13 protein-coding genes are annotated in these 16,492 nt (G+C 58.4%); 11 read left to right on the top strand and 2 right to left on the bottom strand.

Translation table 11 applies throughout. The annotated features are described in order from the left end of the window. Positions 1–34 precede the first annotated feature (34 nt). Positions 35–1,708 (bottom strand): DNA repair protein RecN, encoded by a 1,674-nt coding sequence (gene recN, locus CLM72_RS24035; RefSeq protein ID WP_105228516.1) that lies wholly within the window; start codon positions 1,706–1,708, stop codon positions 35–37. 254 nt (positions 1,709–1,962) lie between these two features. Here recN and grpE point away from each other — a divergent pair, with 254 nt between their 5' ends. The 8 genes from grpE (at position 1,963) to CLM72_RS23995 (ending at position 12,434) form a co-directional block, all read left to right on the top strand. Continuing rightward, entirely contained in the window at positions 1,963–2,523 is a 561-nt protein-coding gene (gene grpE, locus CLM72_RS24030; protein WP_105228514.1) for a nucleotide exchange factor GrpE, read from the top strand. A 102-nt stretch (positions 2,524–2,625) separates the two neighbouring features. Beyond that, on the top strand, positions 2,626–4,542 hold the full coding sequence (dnaK, locus tag CLM72_RS24025) for a molecular chaperone DnaK (protein WP_014719959.1): 1,917 nt from the start codon (positions 2,626–2,628) through the stop codon (positions 4,540–4,542). Between the two features lie 316 nt (positions 4,543–4,858). After that, positions 4,859–5,983, top strand: coding sequence for a molecular chaperone DnaJ (gene dnaJ, locus CLM72_RS24020; protein WP_054896114.1), 1,125 nt, complete (start codon positions 4,859–4,861; stop codon positions 5,981–5,983). Between the two features lie 10 nt (positions 5,984–5,993). Next, a complete protein-coding gene (gene dapB / locus CLM72_RS24015; protein ID WP_105228512.1) occupies positions 5,994–6,800 on the top strand; it encodes a 4-hydroxy-tetrahydrodipicolinate reductase in 807 nt (268 codons plus the stop codon). Positions 6,801–7,059: 259 nt separating this feature from the next. Next, positions 7,060–8,196 carry a glutamine-hydrolyzing carbamoyl-phosphate synthase small subunit gene (gene carA / locus CLM72_RS24010; RefSeq protein WP_003194208.1) on the top strand — a complete coding sequence of 379 codons (1,137 nt, stop codon included), beginning with the start codon at positions 7,060–7,062 and terminating at the stop codon, positions 8,194–8,196. 104 nt (positions 8,197–8,300) lie between these two features. Beyond that, a complete protein-coding gene (gene carB / locus CLM72_RS24005; RefSeq protein ID WP_003194205.1) occupies positions 8,301–11,522 on the top strand; it encodes a carbamoyl-phosphate synthase large subunit in 3,222 nt (1,073 codons plus the stop codon). Between the two features lie 2 nt (positions 11,523–11,524). Beyond that, on the top strand, positions 11,525–12,001 hold the full coding sequence (gene greA, locus CLM72_RS24000; protein WP_032873232.1) for a transcription elongation factor GreA: 477 nt from the start codon (positions 11,525–11,527) through the stop codon (positions 11,999–12,001). A 28-nt stretch (positions 12,002–12,029) separates the two neighbouring features. Continuing rightward, positions 12,030–12,434, top strand: a complete 405-nt coding sequence (locus tag CLM72_RS23995) for a hypothetical protein (protein WP_060764103.1) — start codon at positions 12,030–12,032, stop codon at positions 12,432–12,434. A gap of 9 nt (positions 12,435–12,443) precedes the next feature. Here the strand turns inward: CLM72_RS23995 and CLM72_RS23990 are convergent, their stop codons facing one another. Continuing rightward, on the bottom strand, positions 12,444–12,752 hold the full coding sequence (locus CLM72_RS23990) for a YhbY family RNA-binding protein (RefSeq protein WP_003176146.1): 309 nt from the start codon (positions 12,750–12,752) through the stop codon (positions 12,444–12,446). A gap of 107 nt (positions 12,753–12,859) precedes the next feature. Here CLM72_RS23990 and rlmE point away from each other — a divergent pair, with 107 nt between their 5' ends. The 3 genes from rlmE (at position 12,860) to folP (ending at position 16,481) form a co-directional block, all read left to right on the top strand. Further along, a complete protein-coding gene (gene rlmE, locus CLM72_RS23985; RefSeq protein ID WP_003194199.1) occupies positions 12,860–13,510 on the top strand; it encodes a 23S rRNA (uridine(2552)-2'-O)-methyltransferase RlmE in 651 nt (216 codons plus the stop codon). Between the two features lie 200 nt (positions 13,511–13,710). Beyond that, the gene (gene ftsH, locus CLM72_RS23980; protein WP_034127004.1) at positions 13,711–15,621 is read left to right on the top strand and encodes an ATP-dependent zinc metalloprotease FtsH; all 1,911 of its coding nucleotides are present in this window, start codon (positions 13,711–13,713) and stop codon (positions 15,619–15,621) included. 8 nt (positions 15,622–15,629) lie between these two features. Then, positions 15,630–16,481 carry a dihydropteroate synthase gene (gene folP, locus CLM72_RS23975; protein ID WP_054898020.1) on the top strand — a complete coding sequence of 284 codons (852 nt, stop codon included), beginning with the start codon at positions 15,630–15,632 and terminating at the stop codon, positions 16,479–16,481. Positions 16,482–16,492: the final 11 nt, after the last annotated feature.

The raw sequence follows: 16,492 nt of genomic DNA, 5'->3' as shown, positions 1-16,492 counted from the left end.
CCTTCGTGTTTTCTATAGAGTGGAAAATGTCGCTTCAGGCCTTCGCGGCCACCACCATTTTTTTCGCGTGAGCCAAGGACTCCTTGGTCAAGTCGATACCGCCGAGCATCCGCGCCACTTCTTCCACCCGTTCCGACTTGTTCAGCTTGGAGACGGCGGTGTGTGTCGCGTCGCTACCGCGCACCTTATGCACAAACAGGTGCTGATGCCCTTGGGCTGCCACTTGCGGCAAATGGGTCACCGTAAGCACCTGGCCGCGATCCCCCAGGCGACGCAGCAATTGGCCAACAATTTCTGCGGTTGGCCCGCCAATGCCCACATCCACTTCATCGAATACCAGGGTGGGTACGCGTGAGGTCTGGGCGGTAATCACTTGGATTGCCAGGCTGATCCGCGAGAGTTCGCCGCCGGAGGCCACTTTGGCCAGGGCCTTGAGCGGTTGCCCGGGGTTGGCACTCACCAGCAGTTCGACGTGCTCCAGCCCATGGGGCTGCAATTCTTGACTGGCGTTGGGATGCAGCTCGATGGTGAAGCGCCCGCCTGGCATGCCCAGGCGTTGTATTTCCAGTTCAACGGCGCTTGCCAGGCTAGTAGCTGCCTGCTGGCGCAGAACGCTCAGCTCCCGGGCTTTTTCCTGATAATGACGGGCAAACGAAGCGAGCTCCTCGCCCAGTCGTTCGATGGATTCGTCGTTCGCGTTGAGTGTTTCGATTTCATCCAGCAGTTTCTGCTGCATGGTTGCGACTTCAGTCGGCTGGATTCGATGCTTGCGAGCCAGGGTATAAATAGTATCCAGGCGTTCTTCTATTTCCTGCAGGCGAGCCGGGTCGGCGTCGAAATGGTCCAGGAAACGATTGAGTTCGCCCACGGCTTCCTCGACTTGGATCTGTGCGCTGGTCAGCAGGGTGGTCGCTTCACTCAGTGAGCCGGAAGCATTGTTCACACTGGACAGGCGGTTGAGGCTGGCGGTCAGTGCGTTGAGCACATTGCCGGAATCGCTCTCGCTGCATTGCTCGACCACTTGGCGGCAGATGCCCAGCAAGGTTTCGGCGTTGGTCAGGTTCTTGTGTTCCTGCTCAAGTTGCTCCAGCTCTGTCTCACCCAGGCCAAGGCTTTCGAGCTCTTCCAATTGGTAGCTGAGCAACTGGTGGCGGGCGCGTTGTTCGTCGCCGGAGTTGGAGAGGCGCTCCAGTTCCTGGCGTGTCTGGCGCCAGCGTTGGGCGGCCAGCTGAACTTGCCGGGAAAGATCGGTGGCGCCGGCGTACTCATCGAGCAGGCGACGGTGGGTATCGGTTTTCAGCAGGGATTGGTGTTCGTGCTGGCTGTGGATATCGATCAGCAGTTCGCCCAGGGCTTTCAGGTCGCCCAGTGGGCAAGGCGTGCCGTTGATATAGCCGCGGGAGCGCCCCTCGGCGGTGATCACCCGGCGCAGAATGCAGGGGCCTTCATTATTAAGGTCGCGCTCGGCCAGCCATGCTTCGGCTTCGGGTATGTCCGCCAGGTCGAAGGTGGCCAGGATGTCGGCCTTGTCGGAGCCAGGGCGTACCACGCCACTGTCGGCGCGGTCGCCAAGCGTCAGGCCGAGGGCGTCGAGCATGATCGACTTGCCGGCGCCGGTTTCGCCTGTGATTACGCTCATCCCGCGATCCAGTTCAAGATCCAGATGTTCAACGATGGCGTAGTTATGTACAGACAGGTGCACGAGCATGACGGCCGCTCCCAGGCTTTAGGTCTGGTTATTTATACAGTGTTTTGTTCAGGCCTGACAATCCTGACGCTTAGCTCGATTTGCTTGAGTCTCGAACTTTTTTAGCGCGATGTGGAATGAGTGAGAAGGAAATGATCCAGGTCAGTCGAAAGACTTTTGGTAACGCCTGCGCCCTTGAACCTGAAAATTGTGGCCCCATATACCGGAGCAGAAGCGCGAGTTGAGTTCGCGCATGATTTTGAAAGGAGAAATCTATGGCTGACGAACAGACGCAGGATACGCAAACTCCAGACGCCAATTCGGCTGCCAGTGATGAACTGGCGACTCGTGTGCAAGTGCTCGAAGAGCAATTGGCCGCTGCGCAGGATCAATCGTTGCGTGTTGCCGCCGATCTGCAGAACGTCCGCCGCCGTGCCGAGCAGGATGTAGAGAAGGCTCACAAGTTCGCGCTGGAAAAATTCGCCGGTGACCTGCTGCCGATTATCGACAGCCTGGAGCGTGGTCTTGAGTTGTCCAACCCGGACGATGAAAACATCCGCCCAATGCGCGAAGGCATCGAGCTGACCCTGAAAATGTTCCAGGACACCCTGAAGCGTTATCAGTTGGAGGCTATCGATCCGCAAGCCGGCGAGCCGTTCAATGCTGAACATCACCAAGCCATGGCCATGCAGGAAAGCCATGACCTGGAACCCAATAGCGTCATCAAGGTGTTCCAGAAGGGCTACCAGCTCAACGGTCGCCTGATGCGTCCGGCAATGGTGGTGGTGAGCAAGGCTCCTTCACCCGTTGCACCTTCTATTGATGAGCAGGCTTGAAATTCGCCGTAAGGCCCCCATCTATAAGTCAAGCGTTTAAGTGCTACCGCAGTTAGCCAAAACTGCTGCGGCAACCAAATTCAAGTTTCGGGAGAGTAAATCATGGGCAAAATTATCGGTATCGACCTGGGGACCACCAACTCCTGCGTCTCCGTGCTGGAAAACGGCGTTGCAAAAGTTATTGAAAACGCCGAAGGCGCACGTACCACTCCGTCGATCATCGCTTACGCCAACGACGGTGAAATCCTCGTCGGTCAATCGGCCAAGCGTCAGGCGGTGACCAACCCGCACAACACCCTGTACGCGGTAAAGCGTCTGATCGGTCGTAAGTTCGACGAAGAAGTCGTACAGAAAGACATCAAGATGGTGCCTTACAAAATCGCCAAGGCCGACAACGGTGACGCCTGGGTTGAAGTGAACGGCCAGAAAATGTCGCCGCCGCAAATCTCGGCTGAAATCTTGAAAAAGATGAAGAAGACCGCCGAAGACTACCTCGGTGAAGCAGTGACTGAAGCGGTGATCACCGTTCCTGCCTACTTCAACGACAGCCAGCGTCAGGCCACCAAAGACGCCGGCCGCATCGCGGGCCTGGATGTAAAACGTATCATCAACGAACCAACCGCAGCTGCGCTGGCTTACGGTATGGACAAGGCCAAGGGCGACCACACCGTGATCGTTTACGACCTGGGTGGCGGTACGTTCGACGTCTCCGTGATCGAGATCGCAGAAGTTGACGGCGAGCACCAGTTCGAAGTGTTGGCCACCAACGGTGACACCTTCCTGGGTGGTGAAGACTTTGACATTCGTCTGATCGACTACCTCGTTGACGAATTCAAGAAAGAAAGCGGCATGAACCTCAAGGGTGACCCGCTGGCCATGCAGCGCCTGAAAGAAGCCGCTGAAAAAGCCAAGATCGAGCTGTCTTCCGCTCAGTCGACTGACGTGAACCTGCCGTACATCACTGCAGACGCTACCGGTCCTAAGCACTTGAACGTGAAAATCTCGCGTTCCAAGCTCGAAGCACTGGTTGAAGACCTGGTTCAGCGCACCATCGAACCTTGCCGCATCGCGCTGAAAGACTCCGGTATCGACGTTGGCTCTATCAACGACGTGATCCTGGTCGGCGGTCAGACCCGTATGCCGCTGGTTCAGAAGCTGGTCACCGAGTTCTTCGGCAAAGAAGCCCGTAAAGACGTGAACCCGGACGAAGCTGTTGCCATGGGTGCTGCCATCCAGGGTGCGGTATTGGCCGGTGACGTAAAAGACGTGCTGCTGCTGGACGTGAGCCCGCTGACTCTGGGTATCGAAACCATGGGCGGCGTGATGACTGCGCTGATCGAGAAAAACACCACGATTCCTACCAAGAAATCCCAAGTGTTCTCGACTGCCGATGACAACCAGGGCGCCGTGACTATCCACGTGCTGCAGGGCGAGCGTAAGCAAGCCGCTCAGAACAAGTCCCTGGGCAAGTTCGACCTGGCTGAGATTCCACCAGCACCACGTGGCGTGCCACAAATCGAAGTGACCTTCGACATCGACGCCAACGGCATCCTGCACGTCGGCGCGAAAGACAAGGCCACCGGCAAAGAGCAGAAGATCACCATCAAGGCCAACTCCGGCCTGTCTGATGAAGAAATTCAACAGATGATCCGTGATGCTGAAACCAATGCTGAAGCCGACAAGAAGTTCGAAGAGTTGGCAGGCGCCCGTAACCAGGGTGACGCGCTGGTTCACTCGACGCGCAAAATGATCGCTGATGCTGGCGACAAAGTGACCGACGAAGAGAAAACTGCAATCGAAGCGGCAGTGGTTGCCCTGGAAGCCGCTATTAAAGGCGACGACAAGGCTGCCATCGAAGCCAAGGTTGAGGAACTGTCGAAAGTCTCCGCGCCAGTTGCTCAAAAAATGTACGCCGAGCAAGGCCAGCCGGCTGACGGCGCTGCGCAACAAGCAGAGCCTGAAGCCAAGCACGACGATGTTGTCGATGCCGAGTTCGAAGAAGTTAAAGACAACAAGTAAGTTGTCGCCCGGTTGACCGCGCACAAGCGGTGACTGGTAGGATGTCGCCGCGCGGGAGCTTGCTCCCGCGTTGGCGTGTCTGGGGTATGCGAATTTTTACAGCATGCGACAACGCTCGGATGCTGGCGGTGTGAACGGGAATGCTCCTGCTTTCCGAATGACAGTCACCGCGTTTTTGGCCGGCTCCCTGGCTAAAAGCAGTAATGACCAGGATCGTTGAATTGACGTGAGTTGGGTCCGGGCCTGTATTGGGGCTCAACGAGTTTGGCAGGGTTCAGGAGGGCCAGGTCGAACGTCCTTAAGAGTGCAAAGACTTATGGCAAAGCGTGACTATTACGAAGTATTGGGTGTGGAGCGTGGCGCCAGCGAGGCGGACCTGAAGAAGGCCTACCGTCGCCTGGCGATGAAACACCACCCGGACCGTAATCCGGATAACAAAGAATCCGAAGAGATGTTCAAAGAGGCCAACGAGGCCTACGAATGCCTGTGTGATCCCAATAAGCGTGCGGCTTACGACCAGTATGGCCATGCTGGCGTCGACCCGAGCATGGGCGGCGGCGGTGCCGGTTTTGGGGGGCAGAACTTCTCCGATATTTTCGGTGACGTATTCAGCGACTTCTTCGGCGGCGGCCGGGGCGGCCAGCGTGGCGGCCCTCAGCGCGGCAGTGACTTGCGTTACACCCTGGAGTTGAACCTGGAAGAGGCCGTGCGCGGCACCAGTGTCAATATCCGTGTGCCGACGCTGGTCAATTGCAAGCCGTGCGACGGCTCCGGTGCGAAGAAAGGCTCCTCGCCGATCACTTGCCCGACCTGCGGCGGTATCGGGCAGGTGCGCATGCAGCAGGGCTTCTTCTCGGTGCAGCAAACCTGCCCGCGTTGCCATGGCCAGGGCAAGATCATTTCCGATCCGTGCGATTCCTGCCACGGCGAAGGCCGCGTCGAAGAGTACAAGACGCTGTCGGTGAAAGTACCGGCGGGTGTGGATACCGGTGATCGTATTCGCCTGTCGGGCGAAGGCGAGGCGGGTGCCCAGGGTGGCCCTACGGGCGACCTGTACGTGGTGATCAATGTGCGAGAGCACTCGATCTTCCAGCGTGACGGCAAGCATTTGTTCTGCGAAGTGCCGATCAGCTTTGTTGATGCGGCCCTGGGTGGCGAGCTGGAGATTCCGACGCTGGATGGTCGGGTCAAGCTCAAGATTCCCGAGGGGACTCAAACCGGCAAGCAGTTCCGCATTCGTGGCAAGGGCGTTGCGCCAGTGCGCGGTGGCGGTGCTGGCGACCTGATGTGCCGTGTGGCGGTTGAAACCCCGGTGAACCTGAATCGTCGTCAGCGTGAACTGCTGGAAGAGTTCCGCAGCTCGCTGGAAGGCGATGACTCGCACTCGCCGAAGACTACGGGCTTCTTCGACGGTGTAAAACGCTTCTTCGGCGACCTGTAAGGATCTGAATATGCGACGTATAGCCGTAATGGGCGCTGCCGGGCGCATGGGCAAGACGCTGGTCGAGGCGGTGCAGCAACGCTCGCCGGCCTCCGGGCTGACGGCGGCGATTGTTCGCCCAGGCAGTACGTTGATCGGCGCGGACGCAGGTGAGTTGGCCTCGTTGGGTCGCATCGGTGTCTCGCTGTCTGGCAACCTTGAGCAGGTGGCGGACGAATTCGACGTGCTGATCGACTTCACCCTGCCGGAAGTGATGCTGAAAAATCTGGCCTTCTGCCGTAAGGCGGGCAAGGCCATGGTGATCGGCACGACTGGCTTGAGTGCTGAGCAGAAGCAGTTGCTGGTGGAAGCGGGCAAGGATATTCCGATCGTCTTCGCCGCCAATTTCAGCGTGGGCGTGAACCTGTCGCTGAAGTTGTTGGACCTGGCAGCGCGCGTGCTGGGTGATGAGGCTGATATCGAGATTATCGAGACTCATCACCGTCACAAGATCGACGCTCCGTCGGGCACTGCGTTGCGCATGGGTGAAGCTATTGCCGATGCGCTGGGCCGCGATCTGTCGAAAGTGGCGGTATACGGGCGTGAAGGCCATACCGGTGCGCGTGCGCGCGACACCATTGGTTTCGCGACCGTGCGCGGTGGTGATGTGGTCGGTGATCACACGGTACTGTTTGCTACCGAAGGCGAGCGTCTGGAAATCACCCACAAAGCCTCCAGCCGCATGACTTTCGCCAAGGGCGCGGTGCGTGCTGCACTCTGGTTGGAAGGGCGTGAGCCGGGCCTGTACGACATGCATGACGTGCTGGACCTGCACTAAGCAGTAGCTAAAACGGGGGCTCAGGATTATCCTGTGCCCCCGTTTTTACCCGCTAGGCGACGTCCTGTCGCATTCCCCTGCCTTTAAGGCTCATTAGCGGTGGACCAAAAAAGCCTTTTTCTGTAAGCTACAGCTTTAGTGTGTCCACTAAAAGCGCGCAGAATAATTCAGTGAAGAAGCGGGGTGACGTGTCCATACGTCACTCCGCTTTTTTACAACCTGCGATCGCCCTTTCAGGCTTTATTTACGGGAGGTCTTCTTGACTAAGCCAGCCATACTCGCCCTTGCTGATGGCAGCATTTTTCGCGGCGAAGCCATTGGAGCCGACGGTCAGACCGTTGGAGAGGTGGTGTTTAACACCGCCATGACCGGCTATCAGGAAATCCTTACCGATCCTTCCTACGCCCAACAGATCGTTACCCTGACCTATCCGCACATCGGCAACACCGGCACTACGCCGGAAGATGTCGAGTCTGATCGTGTCTGGTCGGCGGGCCTGGTGATTCGTGACCTGCCACTGGTTGCGAGCAACTGGCGTAACACGATGTCGCTGTCCGATTACCTGAAAGCCAACAACGTTGTGGCGATCGCCGGTATCGATACGCGCCGCCTCACGCGCATCCTGCGTGAAAAAGGCTCGCAGAACGGCTGCATCATGGTCGGTGACAATATCTCCGAAGAGGCGGCGATTGCCGCGGCGCAAGGTTTCCCTGGCCTGAAGGGCATGGACCTGGCGAAAGTCGTCAGCGTCAAAGAGAAGTACGAGTGGCGTTCAACTGTGTGGGATCTGAAGACCGACAGCCACGCGACTATCGAGGCTGCCGATCTGCCTTACCACGTGGTCGCCTATGACTACGGCGTCAAGTACAACATCCTGCGCATGCTGGTCGAGCGCGGTTGCCGTGTGACCGTGGTGCCCGCGCAAACCCCTGCCAGCGATGTGCTCGCGATGCAGCCGGACGGTGTGTTCCTGTCCAACGGCCCGGGTGACCCTGAGCCATGCGACTACGCTATCCAGGCCATCAAGGACGTGCTGGAGACCGAGATTCCGGTGTTCGGCATCTGCCTTGGCCACCAATTGCTGGCTTTGGCCTCCGGCGCCAAGACCCTGAAAATGGGCCACGGCCACCACGGTGCCAACCACCCGGTACAAGACCTGGACACTGGCGTTGTGATGATCACCAGCCAGAACCACGGTTTTGCGGTGGATGAAGCCTCCCTGCCGAGCAATGTGCGCGCCATTCACAAGTCGCTGTTCGACGGCTCCCTGCAAGGCATCGAGCGCACCGACAAGAGCGCGTTCAGCTTCCAGGGCCACCCTGAAGCCAGCCCGGGCCCGAACGACGTAGCGCCGCTGTTCGACCGTTTCATCAATGAGATGGCCAAGCGACGCTGACTGAGTGGCCTGCGGGCGGCCCCGGATTGCGGTGGCCCCCGCAGGCTCTTCAAGATTGTTCAAGACGGCTTGCCGACTGACCTGCGGATTTGAGTGACAAACCCATGCCAAAACGTACAGACATAAAAAGCATCCTGATTCTCGGCGCTGGCCCGATCGTGATCGGCCAGGCCTGCGAATTCGACTACTCCGGCGCCCAGGCCTGTAAAGCCCTGCGCGAGGAGGGCTACCGCGTCATCCTGGTGAACTCCAACCCGGCCACCATCATGACCGACCCGGCCATGGCCGACGCCACCTACATCGAGCCGATCAAGTGGCAGACCGTTGCCAAGATCATCGAAAAAGAGCGTCCGGACGCGCTGCTGCCAACCATGGGTGGCCAGACCGCTCTGAACTGCGCCCTGGACCTGGAGCGCGAAGGCGTCCTGGAAAAGTTCGGCGTAGAGATGATCGGTGCCAATGCCGACACCATCGACAAGGCTGAAGACCGTTCGCGTTTCGACAAGGCCATGAAGTCCATCGGCCTGGCGTGCCCACGTTCCGGTATCGCCCACAGCATGGAGGAAGCCAATGCGGTCCTCGAGACCCTGGGCTTCCCGTGCATTATCCGTCCGTCCTTCACCATGGGCGGCACCGGCGGTGGTATTGCCTACAACCGTGAAGAGTTCGAAGAAATCTGCGCCCGTGGCCTCGACCTGTCGCCGACCAAAGAGCTGCTGATCGACGAATCGCTGATCGGCTGGAAAGAATATGAGATGGAGGTTGTCCGCGATAAGAAGGACAACTGCATCATCGTCTGCTCCATCGAAAACTTCGACCCGATGGGCGTGCACACTGGTGACTCGATCACCGTGGCGCCAGCACAGACCCTGACCGACAAGGAATACCAGATCCTGCGTAACGCCTCCCTGGCGGTATTGCGCGAGATCGGCGTTGAAACCGGCGGTTCCAACGTTCAGTTCGGCATCTGCCCGGACACCGGCCGCATGGTCGTGATCGAGATGAACCCACGTGTATCGCGTTCTTCGGCGCTGGCCTCGAAAGCGACCGGTTTCCCGATTGCGCGTATCGCCGCCAAGCTGGCTATCGGCTACACCTTGGACGAGCTGCAAAACGAAATCACCGGCGGCGCTATGCCGGCGTCTTTCGAGCCGTCTATCGACTACGTTGTGACCAAGCTGCCGCGCTTTGCCTTCGAAAAATTCGCCAAGGCGGATGCGCGCCTGACCACCCAGATGAAGTCGGTCGGTGAAGTCATGGCAATCGGCCGTACTTTCCAAGAGTCCCTGCAGAAAGCTCTGCGCGGCCTGGAAGTTGGTGTTTGCGGCCTGGACGAGAAGCTCGACCTGAGCAACCCGGAAAGCATGAGCATCCTCAAGCGCGAGCTGACCGTGCCGGGCGCCGAGCGTATCTGGTATGTGGCTGACGCCTTCCGTGCCGGCCTGAGCGTCGAAGATATCTTCGGCATGAATATGATCGACCCGTGGTTCCTGGTGCAGATCGAAGATCTGATCAAGGAAGAAGAGAAGGTCAAGACCCTCGGTCTGTCGTCTATCGACCGCGACCTGATGTTCCGCCTCAAGCGCAAAGGCTTCTCCGACCAGCGTCTGGCCAAGCTGCTGGGTGTGACCGAGAAGAACCTGCGCACTCATCGCCACAAGCTGGATATCTTCCCGGTCTACAAGCGCGTTGATACCTGCGCCGCAGAATTCGCCACCGACACGGCCTACATGTACTCCACCTACGAGGAAGAGTGCGAAGCCGCGCCGACAGGCCGCGACAAGATCATCATCCTGGGTGGCGGTCCGAACCGTATCGGCCAGGGCATCGAGTTCGACTACTGCTGCGTACACGCCGCCCTCGCCCTGCGCGAAGACGGGTACGAGACCATTATGGTCAACTGCAACCCTGAAACGGTTTCCACTGACTACGACACTTCCGACCGCTTGTACTTCGAGCCGGTAACGCTGGAAGACGTATTGGAAATTTGCCGCGTCGAGAAGCCTAAAGGCGTGATCGTCCAGTACGGCGGCCAGACCCCGTTGAAACTGGCGCGTGCCCTGGAAGCTGCCGGCGTGCCGATCATCGGTACCAGCCCGGACGCTATCGACCGTGCCGAAGACCGTGAGCGCTTCCAGCAGATGGTTGAGCGCCTGAACCTGCGTCAGCCGCCGAACGCCACCGTGCGCAGCGAAGACGAAGCCATCCGCGCGGCCAGCAAGATCGGCTACCCGCTGGTGGTGCGTCCGTCCTACGTACTGGGCGGCCGGGCGATGGAAATCGTCTACGAAGAAGAAGAACTCAAGCGCTACCTGCGTGATGCGGTGAAAGTCTCCAACGACAGCCCGGTGCTGCTGGACCACTTCCTCAACTGCGCCATCGAAATGGACGTGGACGCGGTCTGCGACGGTACTGACGTCGTGATCGGCGCGATCATGCAGCACATCGAGCAGGCCGGCGTTCACTCCGGTGACTCCGCCTGCTCCCTGCCGCCGTACTCGCTGCCGGCGCACATCCAGGACGAGATGCGCGAACAGGTCAAGAAAATGGCCCTGGAACTGGGTGTGGTCGGCCTGATGAACGTACAGTTGGCGCTGCAAGGCGAAGACATCTACGTCATCGAAGTCAACCCGCGTGCTTCGCGTACCGTACCGTTCGTGTCCAAGTGCATCGGTGTGTCCCTGGCCATGATCGCTGCGCGTGTGATGGCCGGTAAGACCCTGAAGGAAATCGGCTTTACCAAGGAAATCATTCCGAACTTCTACAGTGTGAAAGAGGCGGTGTTCCCGTTCGCCAAATTCCCTGGCGTGGACCCGATCCTGGGCCCGGAGATGAAGTCCACCGGTGAAGTGATGGGCGTGGGCGATACTTTCGGTGAAGCGTTCGCCAAGGCCCAGATGGGTGCCAGCGAAGTGCTGCCGACCGGCGGTACTGCGTTTATCAGCGTACGTGATGACGACAAGCCACTGGTTGCAGGGGTCGCCCGCGATCTGATCAACTTGGGTTTTGAAGTCGTGGCTACCGCCGGGACCGCCAAGCTGATCGAAGCTGCCGGCCTGAAAGTACGTCGCGTGAACAAGGTGACGGAAGGCCGTCCGCATGTGGTCGACATGATCAAGAATGACGAAGTCACCCTGATCATCAACACCACCGAGGGTCGCCAGTCGATCGCGGACTCCTATTCCATTCGTCGTAATGCCTTGCAGCACAAGATTTACTGCACCACTACCATTGCTGCTGGCGAAGCTATCTGTGAAGCGCTCAAGTTCGGTCCGGAAAAGACCGTGCGTCGCTTGCAGGATCTACACGCAGGATTGAAGGCATGAGCATAACCAAATACCCGATGACCGTTCAGGGCGCGCGCGCCCTGGAAGAGGAGCACGCCCATCTGACCAAGGTCGTACGTCCAAAGCTGAGCCAGGACATCGGTACGGCCCGCGAACTGGGTGACTTGAAGGAAAACGCCGAATACCACGCTGCTCGCGAGCAGCAGGGTATGGTCGAGGCGCGGATTCGTGACATCGAAGGCCGTATGCAGAATGCGGTGATCATCGATGTCACCACCATCCCGCATACCGGCAAGGTGATTTTCGGCACGACCGTGGAAATCGCCAACGTCGAGACCGACGAAAGCGTGACCTACCAGATCGTGGGTGAGGATGAGGCTGACTTCAAGCAAGGCAAGATCTCTGTCGGCTCGCCGATTGCTCGCGCCTTGATTGCCAAGGAAGAAGGCGACGTGGTTGCCGTGAAAACGCCGAGCGGCGTCATTGAGTACGAGATTGTCGAAGTTCGTCACATCTGAAAGACGGCGCCCGCTGCGTGCGGGCGCCATGCTTTGGCAGCTCTCTCAGATGCTTTGGGTGGGTGGCCTATGGCTGTTACATATTGGCGTGTTGCCGGCGTTGGGCCTGATTGGCCTGGCGCCGCTGCTGATCGATGAGATCGACGGATTGCTGAGTGCGCTGCTGGTGGGTTTTGCGGCGGCGTGCGTGATGCTTCAGGCGTTGGTGCTGATCACGGCCGAAGGCTTGAAGAGTTTGTGGCGGGATATTCGGGGCCAACTGCTGTTGATGGCGCTGTATGCATGCGCAATGTTTTGTATGGTGCATGTGTGGCTGCCGCAAGCGTTGCGCTGGCAGTTGTTCAGCTATCTTGTGCTAGGGTTCTCTGGCTTGGTGCTGGTTACGCAGCCTGCGCCGGGATGGAGTGGCGGGGCGCGCGAAGCACGCCCTTGACCCTTTTCATCATTTGAAGCGATGAACGTTCGACAGTTGCTTGTTGACGCTGAAGTTCTTGCGATACAGCAGCGCCATCTTGCCGATGACCTGAACCAGGTCCGCTTTGCCGACCTTGCACAGTTCTGCAACGGCAGCCAGGCGCGCTTCGCGATCAAGGATGTTGACCTTGATCTTGATCAGTTCGTGATCGTTCAGTGCGCGCTCGAATTCGGCTAGCACACCCTCAGTCAAACCGTTGTCTGCCACAATCAGAACTGGTTTCAGATGGTGGCCAATGGATTTGTACTGTTTCTTCTGCTCTTGAGTGAGCGGCATAATCTGACCCCTGCGTCTGATCTTGTAAAAAGCGGCGGCCAGTTTACCCGAGCGAGTCCGGGACCGCCCAGTTAATCACGACCCGTTTTATTTTTTCGAGGTGGCCCGTGGCCCGTTCCAAAACCAGCCTTAAGTGGCTACAAGAACATTTCAATGATCCTTACGTCAAAAAGGCGCAAAAGGACGGCTATCGTTCCCGGGCCAGCTACAAGCTGCTGGAGATCCAGGACAAGGACAAATTGATTCGTCCAGGCATGAGCGTTATTGATCTCGGCGCGGCCCCCGGTGGCTGGTCCCAGGTGACCAGTCGTCTGATTGGTGGGCAAGGTCGATTGATCGCTTCGGACATCCTCGAGATGGACAGCATCCCTGACGTCACCTTTGTTCACGGCGATTTCACCGAAGACAAGGTATTGGCCGAGATCCTGGAGGCTGTGGGAAATTCGCAGGTAGACCTTGTGATTTCCGACATGGCCCCCAATATGAGTGGATTACCGGCTGTTGATATGCCGCGTGCCATGTTCCTGTGTGAACTGGCGCTGGATTTGGCAGGTCGGGTGTTACGTCCGGGGGGGGATTTCCTGGTGAAGGTCTTCCAGGGCGAAGGTTTCGACGAGTACCACAAGAACATTCGCAAGTTGTTCGACAAGGTACAGACCCGCAAGCCGGACTCGTCCCGTGACCGGTCCAGGGAGCAGTATCTGCTGTGCCGTGGCTACCGCGGCGTCGAAGGCGCGGCAAGTGAAGAGCGTTTTTGAGAAATTCGAGAGGGGCGATAGGTTTTTTTATATCGCTTTCGTCACGAAGCTTTACGAATATTGTGTAGTCAAAGTTTCACAAAGGGTTACAGACGGCGCCTGCCAGAGTTGTAGGTAATGTAGTAAGTTAGGCCGGTGAATATCATGCGAAGCGCGCGCCAGTAGCGGAGCTTGCTTCAGAGGGTAGTTAATTGAACGATATGGCAAAGAATCTGATCCTGTGGTTGATCATCGCGGCTGTCCTGGTGACGGTGATGAACAACTTCTCCAGCCCTAACGAGCCGCAGACCCTCAACTATTCCGACTTCATCCAGCAAGTTAAGGATGGCAAGGTCGAGCGCGTAGCGGTTGATGGCTACGTGATTACCGGTAAGCGCAACGATGGCGACAGCTTCAAGACCATTCGTCCTGCCATTCAGGACAACGGTCTCATCGGTGACCTGGTGGATAACAAGGTCATTGTGGAAGGCAAGCAGCCTGAACAGCAAAGCATCTGGACCCAGCTCCTGGTGGCCAGCTTCCCGATCCTGGTGATTATCGCCGTGTTCATGTTCTTCATGCGCCAGATGCAAGGCGGTGCGGGGGGCAAGGGCGGGCCGATGAGCTTCGGCAAGAGCAAGGCGCGCCTGCTCTCCGAGGACCAGGTGAAGACTACCCTGGCTGACGTTGCGGGTTGCGACGAAGCCAAGGAAGAAGTCGGTGAGTTGGTCGAGTTCCTGCGTGATCCGGGTAAGTTCCAGCGCCTGGGTGGCCGTATTCCTCGCGGTGTGCTGATGGTGGGCCCACCGGGTACCGGTAAAACCTTGCTGGCCAAGGCGATTGCCGGCGAAGCCAAGGTGCCTTTCTTCACGATTTCCGGTTCTGACTTTGTCGAGATGTTTGTCGGCGTCGGCGCCAGCCGTGTTCGCGATATGTTCGAGCAGGCCAAGAAGCACGCGCCATGCATCATCTTCATCGACGAAATCGATGCCGTTGGTCGCCATCGTGGCGCTGGCATGGGTGGTGGTCACGATGAGCGTGAGCAGACCCTCAACCAATTGCTGGTAGAGATGGATGGTTTCGAGATGAATGACGGCATTATCGTCATCGCCGCAACCAACCGTCCCGACGTTTTGGACCCTGCGTTGCTGCGTCCGGGCCGTTTCGACCGTCAGGTTGTGGTCGGCCTGCCGGATATCCGCGGTCGTGAGCAGATCCTGAAAGTGCACATGCGCAAGGTGCCAATGGGTGACGACGTGGCACCGGCTGTGATCGCCCGTGGTACTCCCGGTTTCTCCGGTGCTGATTTGGCGAACCTGGTGAACGAGGCATCGCTGTTCGCTGCCCGTACTGGCAAGCGCATCGTTGAAATGAAAGAGTTCGAATTGGCGAAAGACAAGATCATGATGGGCGCCGAGCGCAAATCCATGGTCATGTCCGAGAAAGAGAAGCAGAACACCGCTTATCACGAGGCAGGTCATGCCATTGTAGGTCGCGTTGTGCCAGAGCATGACCCCGTCTACAAAGTGTCGATCATCCCGCGTGGTCGGGCGCTGGGTGTGACCATGTTCCTGCCGGAAGAGGATCGCTACAGCCTCTCCAAGCGTGCGCTGATCAGCCAGATCTGCTCGCTGTATGGCGGCCGTATTGCTGAAGAAATGACCCTTGGATTCGACGGTGTGACCACTGGCGCCTCCAACGACATCATGCGTGCCAGCCAGATCGCACGAAACATGGTGACCAAGTGGGGTCTGTCGGAAAAACTCGGCCCATTGATGTACGCCGAAGAAGAAGGCGAAGTGTTCCTGGGGCGTGGCGGCGGTGGGCAAAGCGCCAGCTTCTCGGGTGAGACAGCCAAGCTGATCGACTCCGAGGTTCGCAGCATCATTGATCAGTGCTACGGCACGGCCAAGCAGATCCTGACGGACAACCGTGACAAGCTGGACGCCATGGCTGATGCGTTGATGAAGTACGAAACCATCGATGCCGACCAGATCGACGACATCATGTCGGGCCGTACGCCGCGTGAGCCGCGCGACTGGGAAGGTGGTTCGGGTACTTCGGGCACTCCGCCTGTGGTGCAGAATGAGCGCCCTGAAACGCCTATCGGCGGCCCGGCAGCTGATCACTAAGGTTTGAAATGACTTCTGCTTTGTCCTCTACCCGGTTGCCTTGCGGCAACCGGGTTCTTGATTTGGCCCGGACGCATGTCATGGGCATCCTCAATGTAACCCCTGACTCCTTTTCCGATGGTGGCCGGTTCAGCCAGTTGGATGCCGCGTTGCGTCATGCCGAGGCGATGGTGGCTGCCGGTGCGACGCTGATTGATGTGGGTGGGGAATCGACCCGCCCCGGTGCCCGCGTTGTTTCTCCTTTGGAGGAGCTGGAGCGGGTGGCGCCCGTGGTCGAACGTATTGCCCGTGAGCTGGATGTCATCATCTCGGTAGACACCTCCACCCCGGCAGTGATGCGCGAAACCGCGCGGCTGGGGGCTGGGTTGATCAACGATGTGCGTTCGCTGCAGCGTGATGGAGCCCTTGATGCGGCCGCCGCAACTGGCCTGCCCGTCTGTCTGATGCATATGCTGGGTGAGCCCGGCAACATGCAGGACAATCCGCACTACGACGATCTGGTCGGCGAGGTGAGTGGGTTTCTTGCTGAGAGGATTGCCCAATGTGTGGCTGTGGGTATTGCGCCTGAGCAGATCATCCTCGATCCGGGGTTTGGCTTTGCCAAGACCCTGCAGCACAATCTAAGCCTGTTCAAACACATGGAAGCCTTGCATGCCCTTGGTCGCCCGCTGTTGGTCGGTGTTTCGCGCAAGAGCATGATAGGGCTCGCCCTGAATCGCCCGGTCGGCGAACGCCTGTATGGCGGCCTGGCGCTTGCGGCGCTTGCCGTGACCAAGGGCGCACGTATTTTGCGTGTGCATGATGTCGCCGAAACGGTCGATGTGGTGCGCATGCTCGCTGCTGTAGAATCAGCCGAATAAGAATGATGGAG

Source organism: Pseudomonas sp. MYb193 (assembly GCF_002966775.1).
Taxonomy (GTDB): Bacteria; Pseudomonadota; Gammaproteobacteria; order Pseudomonadales; family Pseudomonadaceae; genus Aquipseudomonas; species Aquipseudomonas paracarnis.
This window is presented reverse-complemented; position numbering and strand designations above follow the sequence as displayed.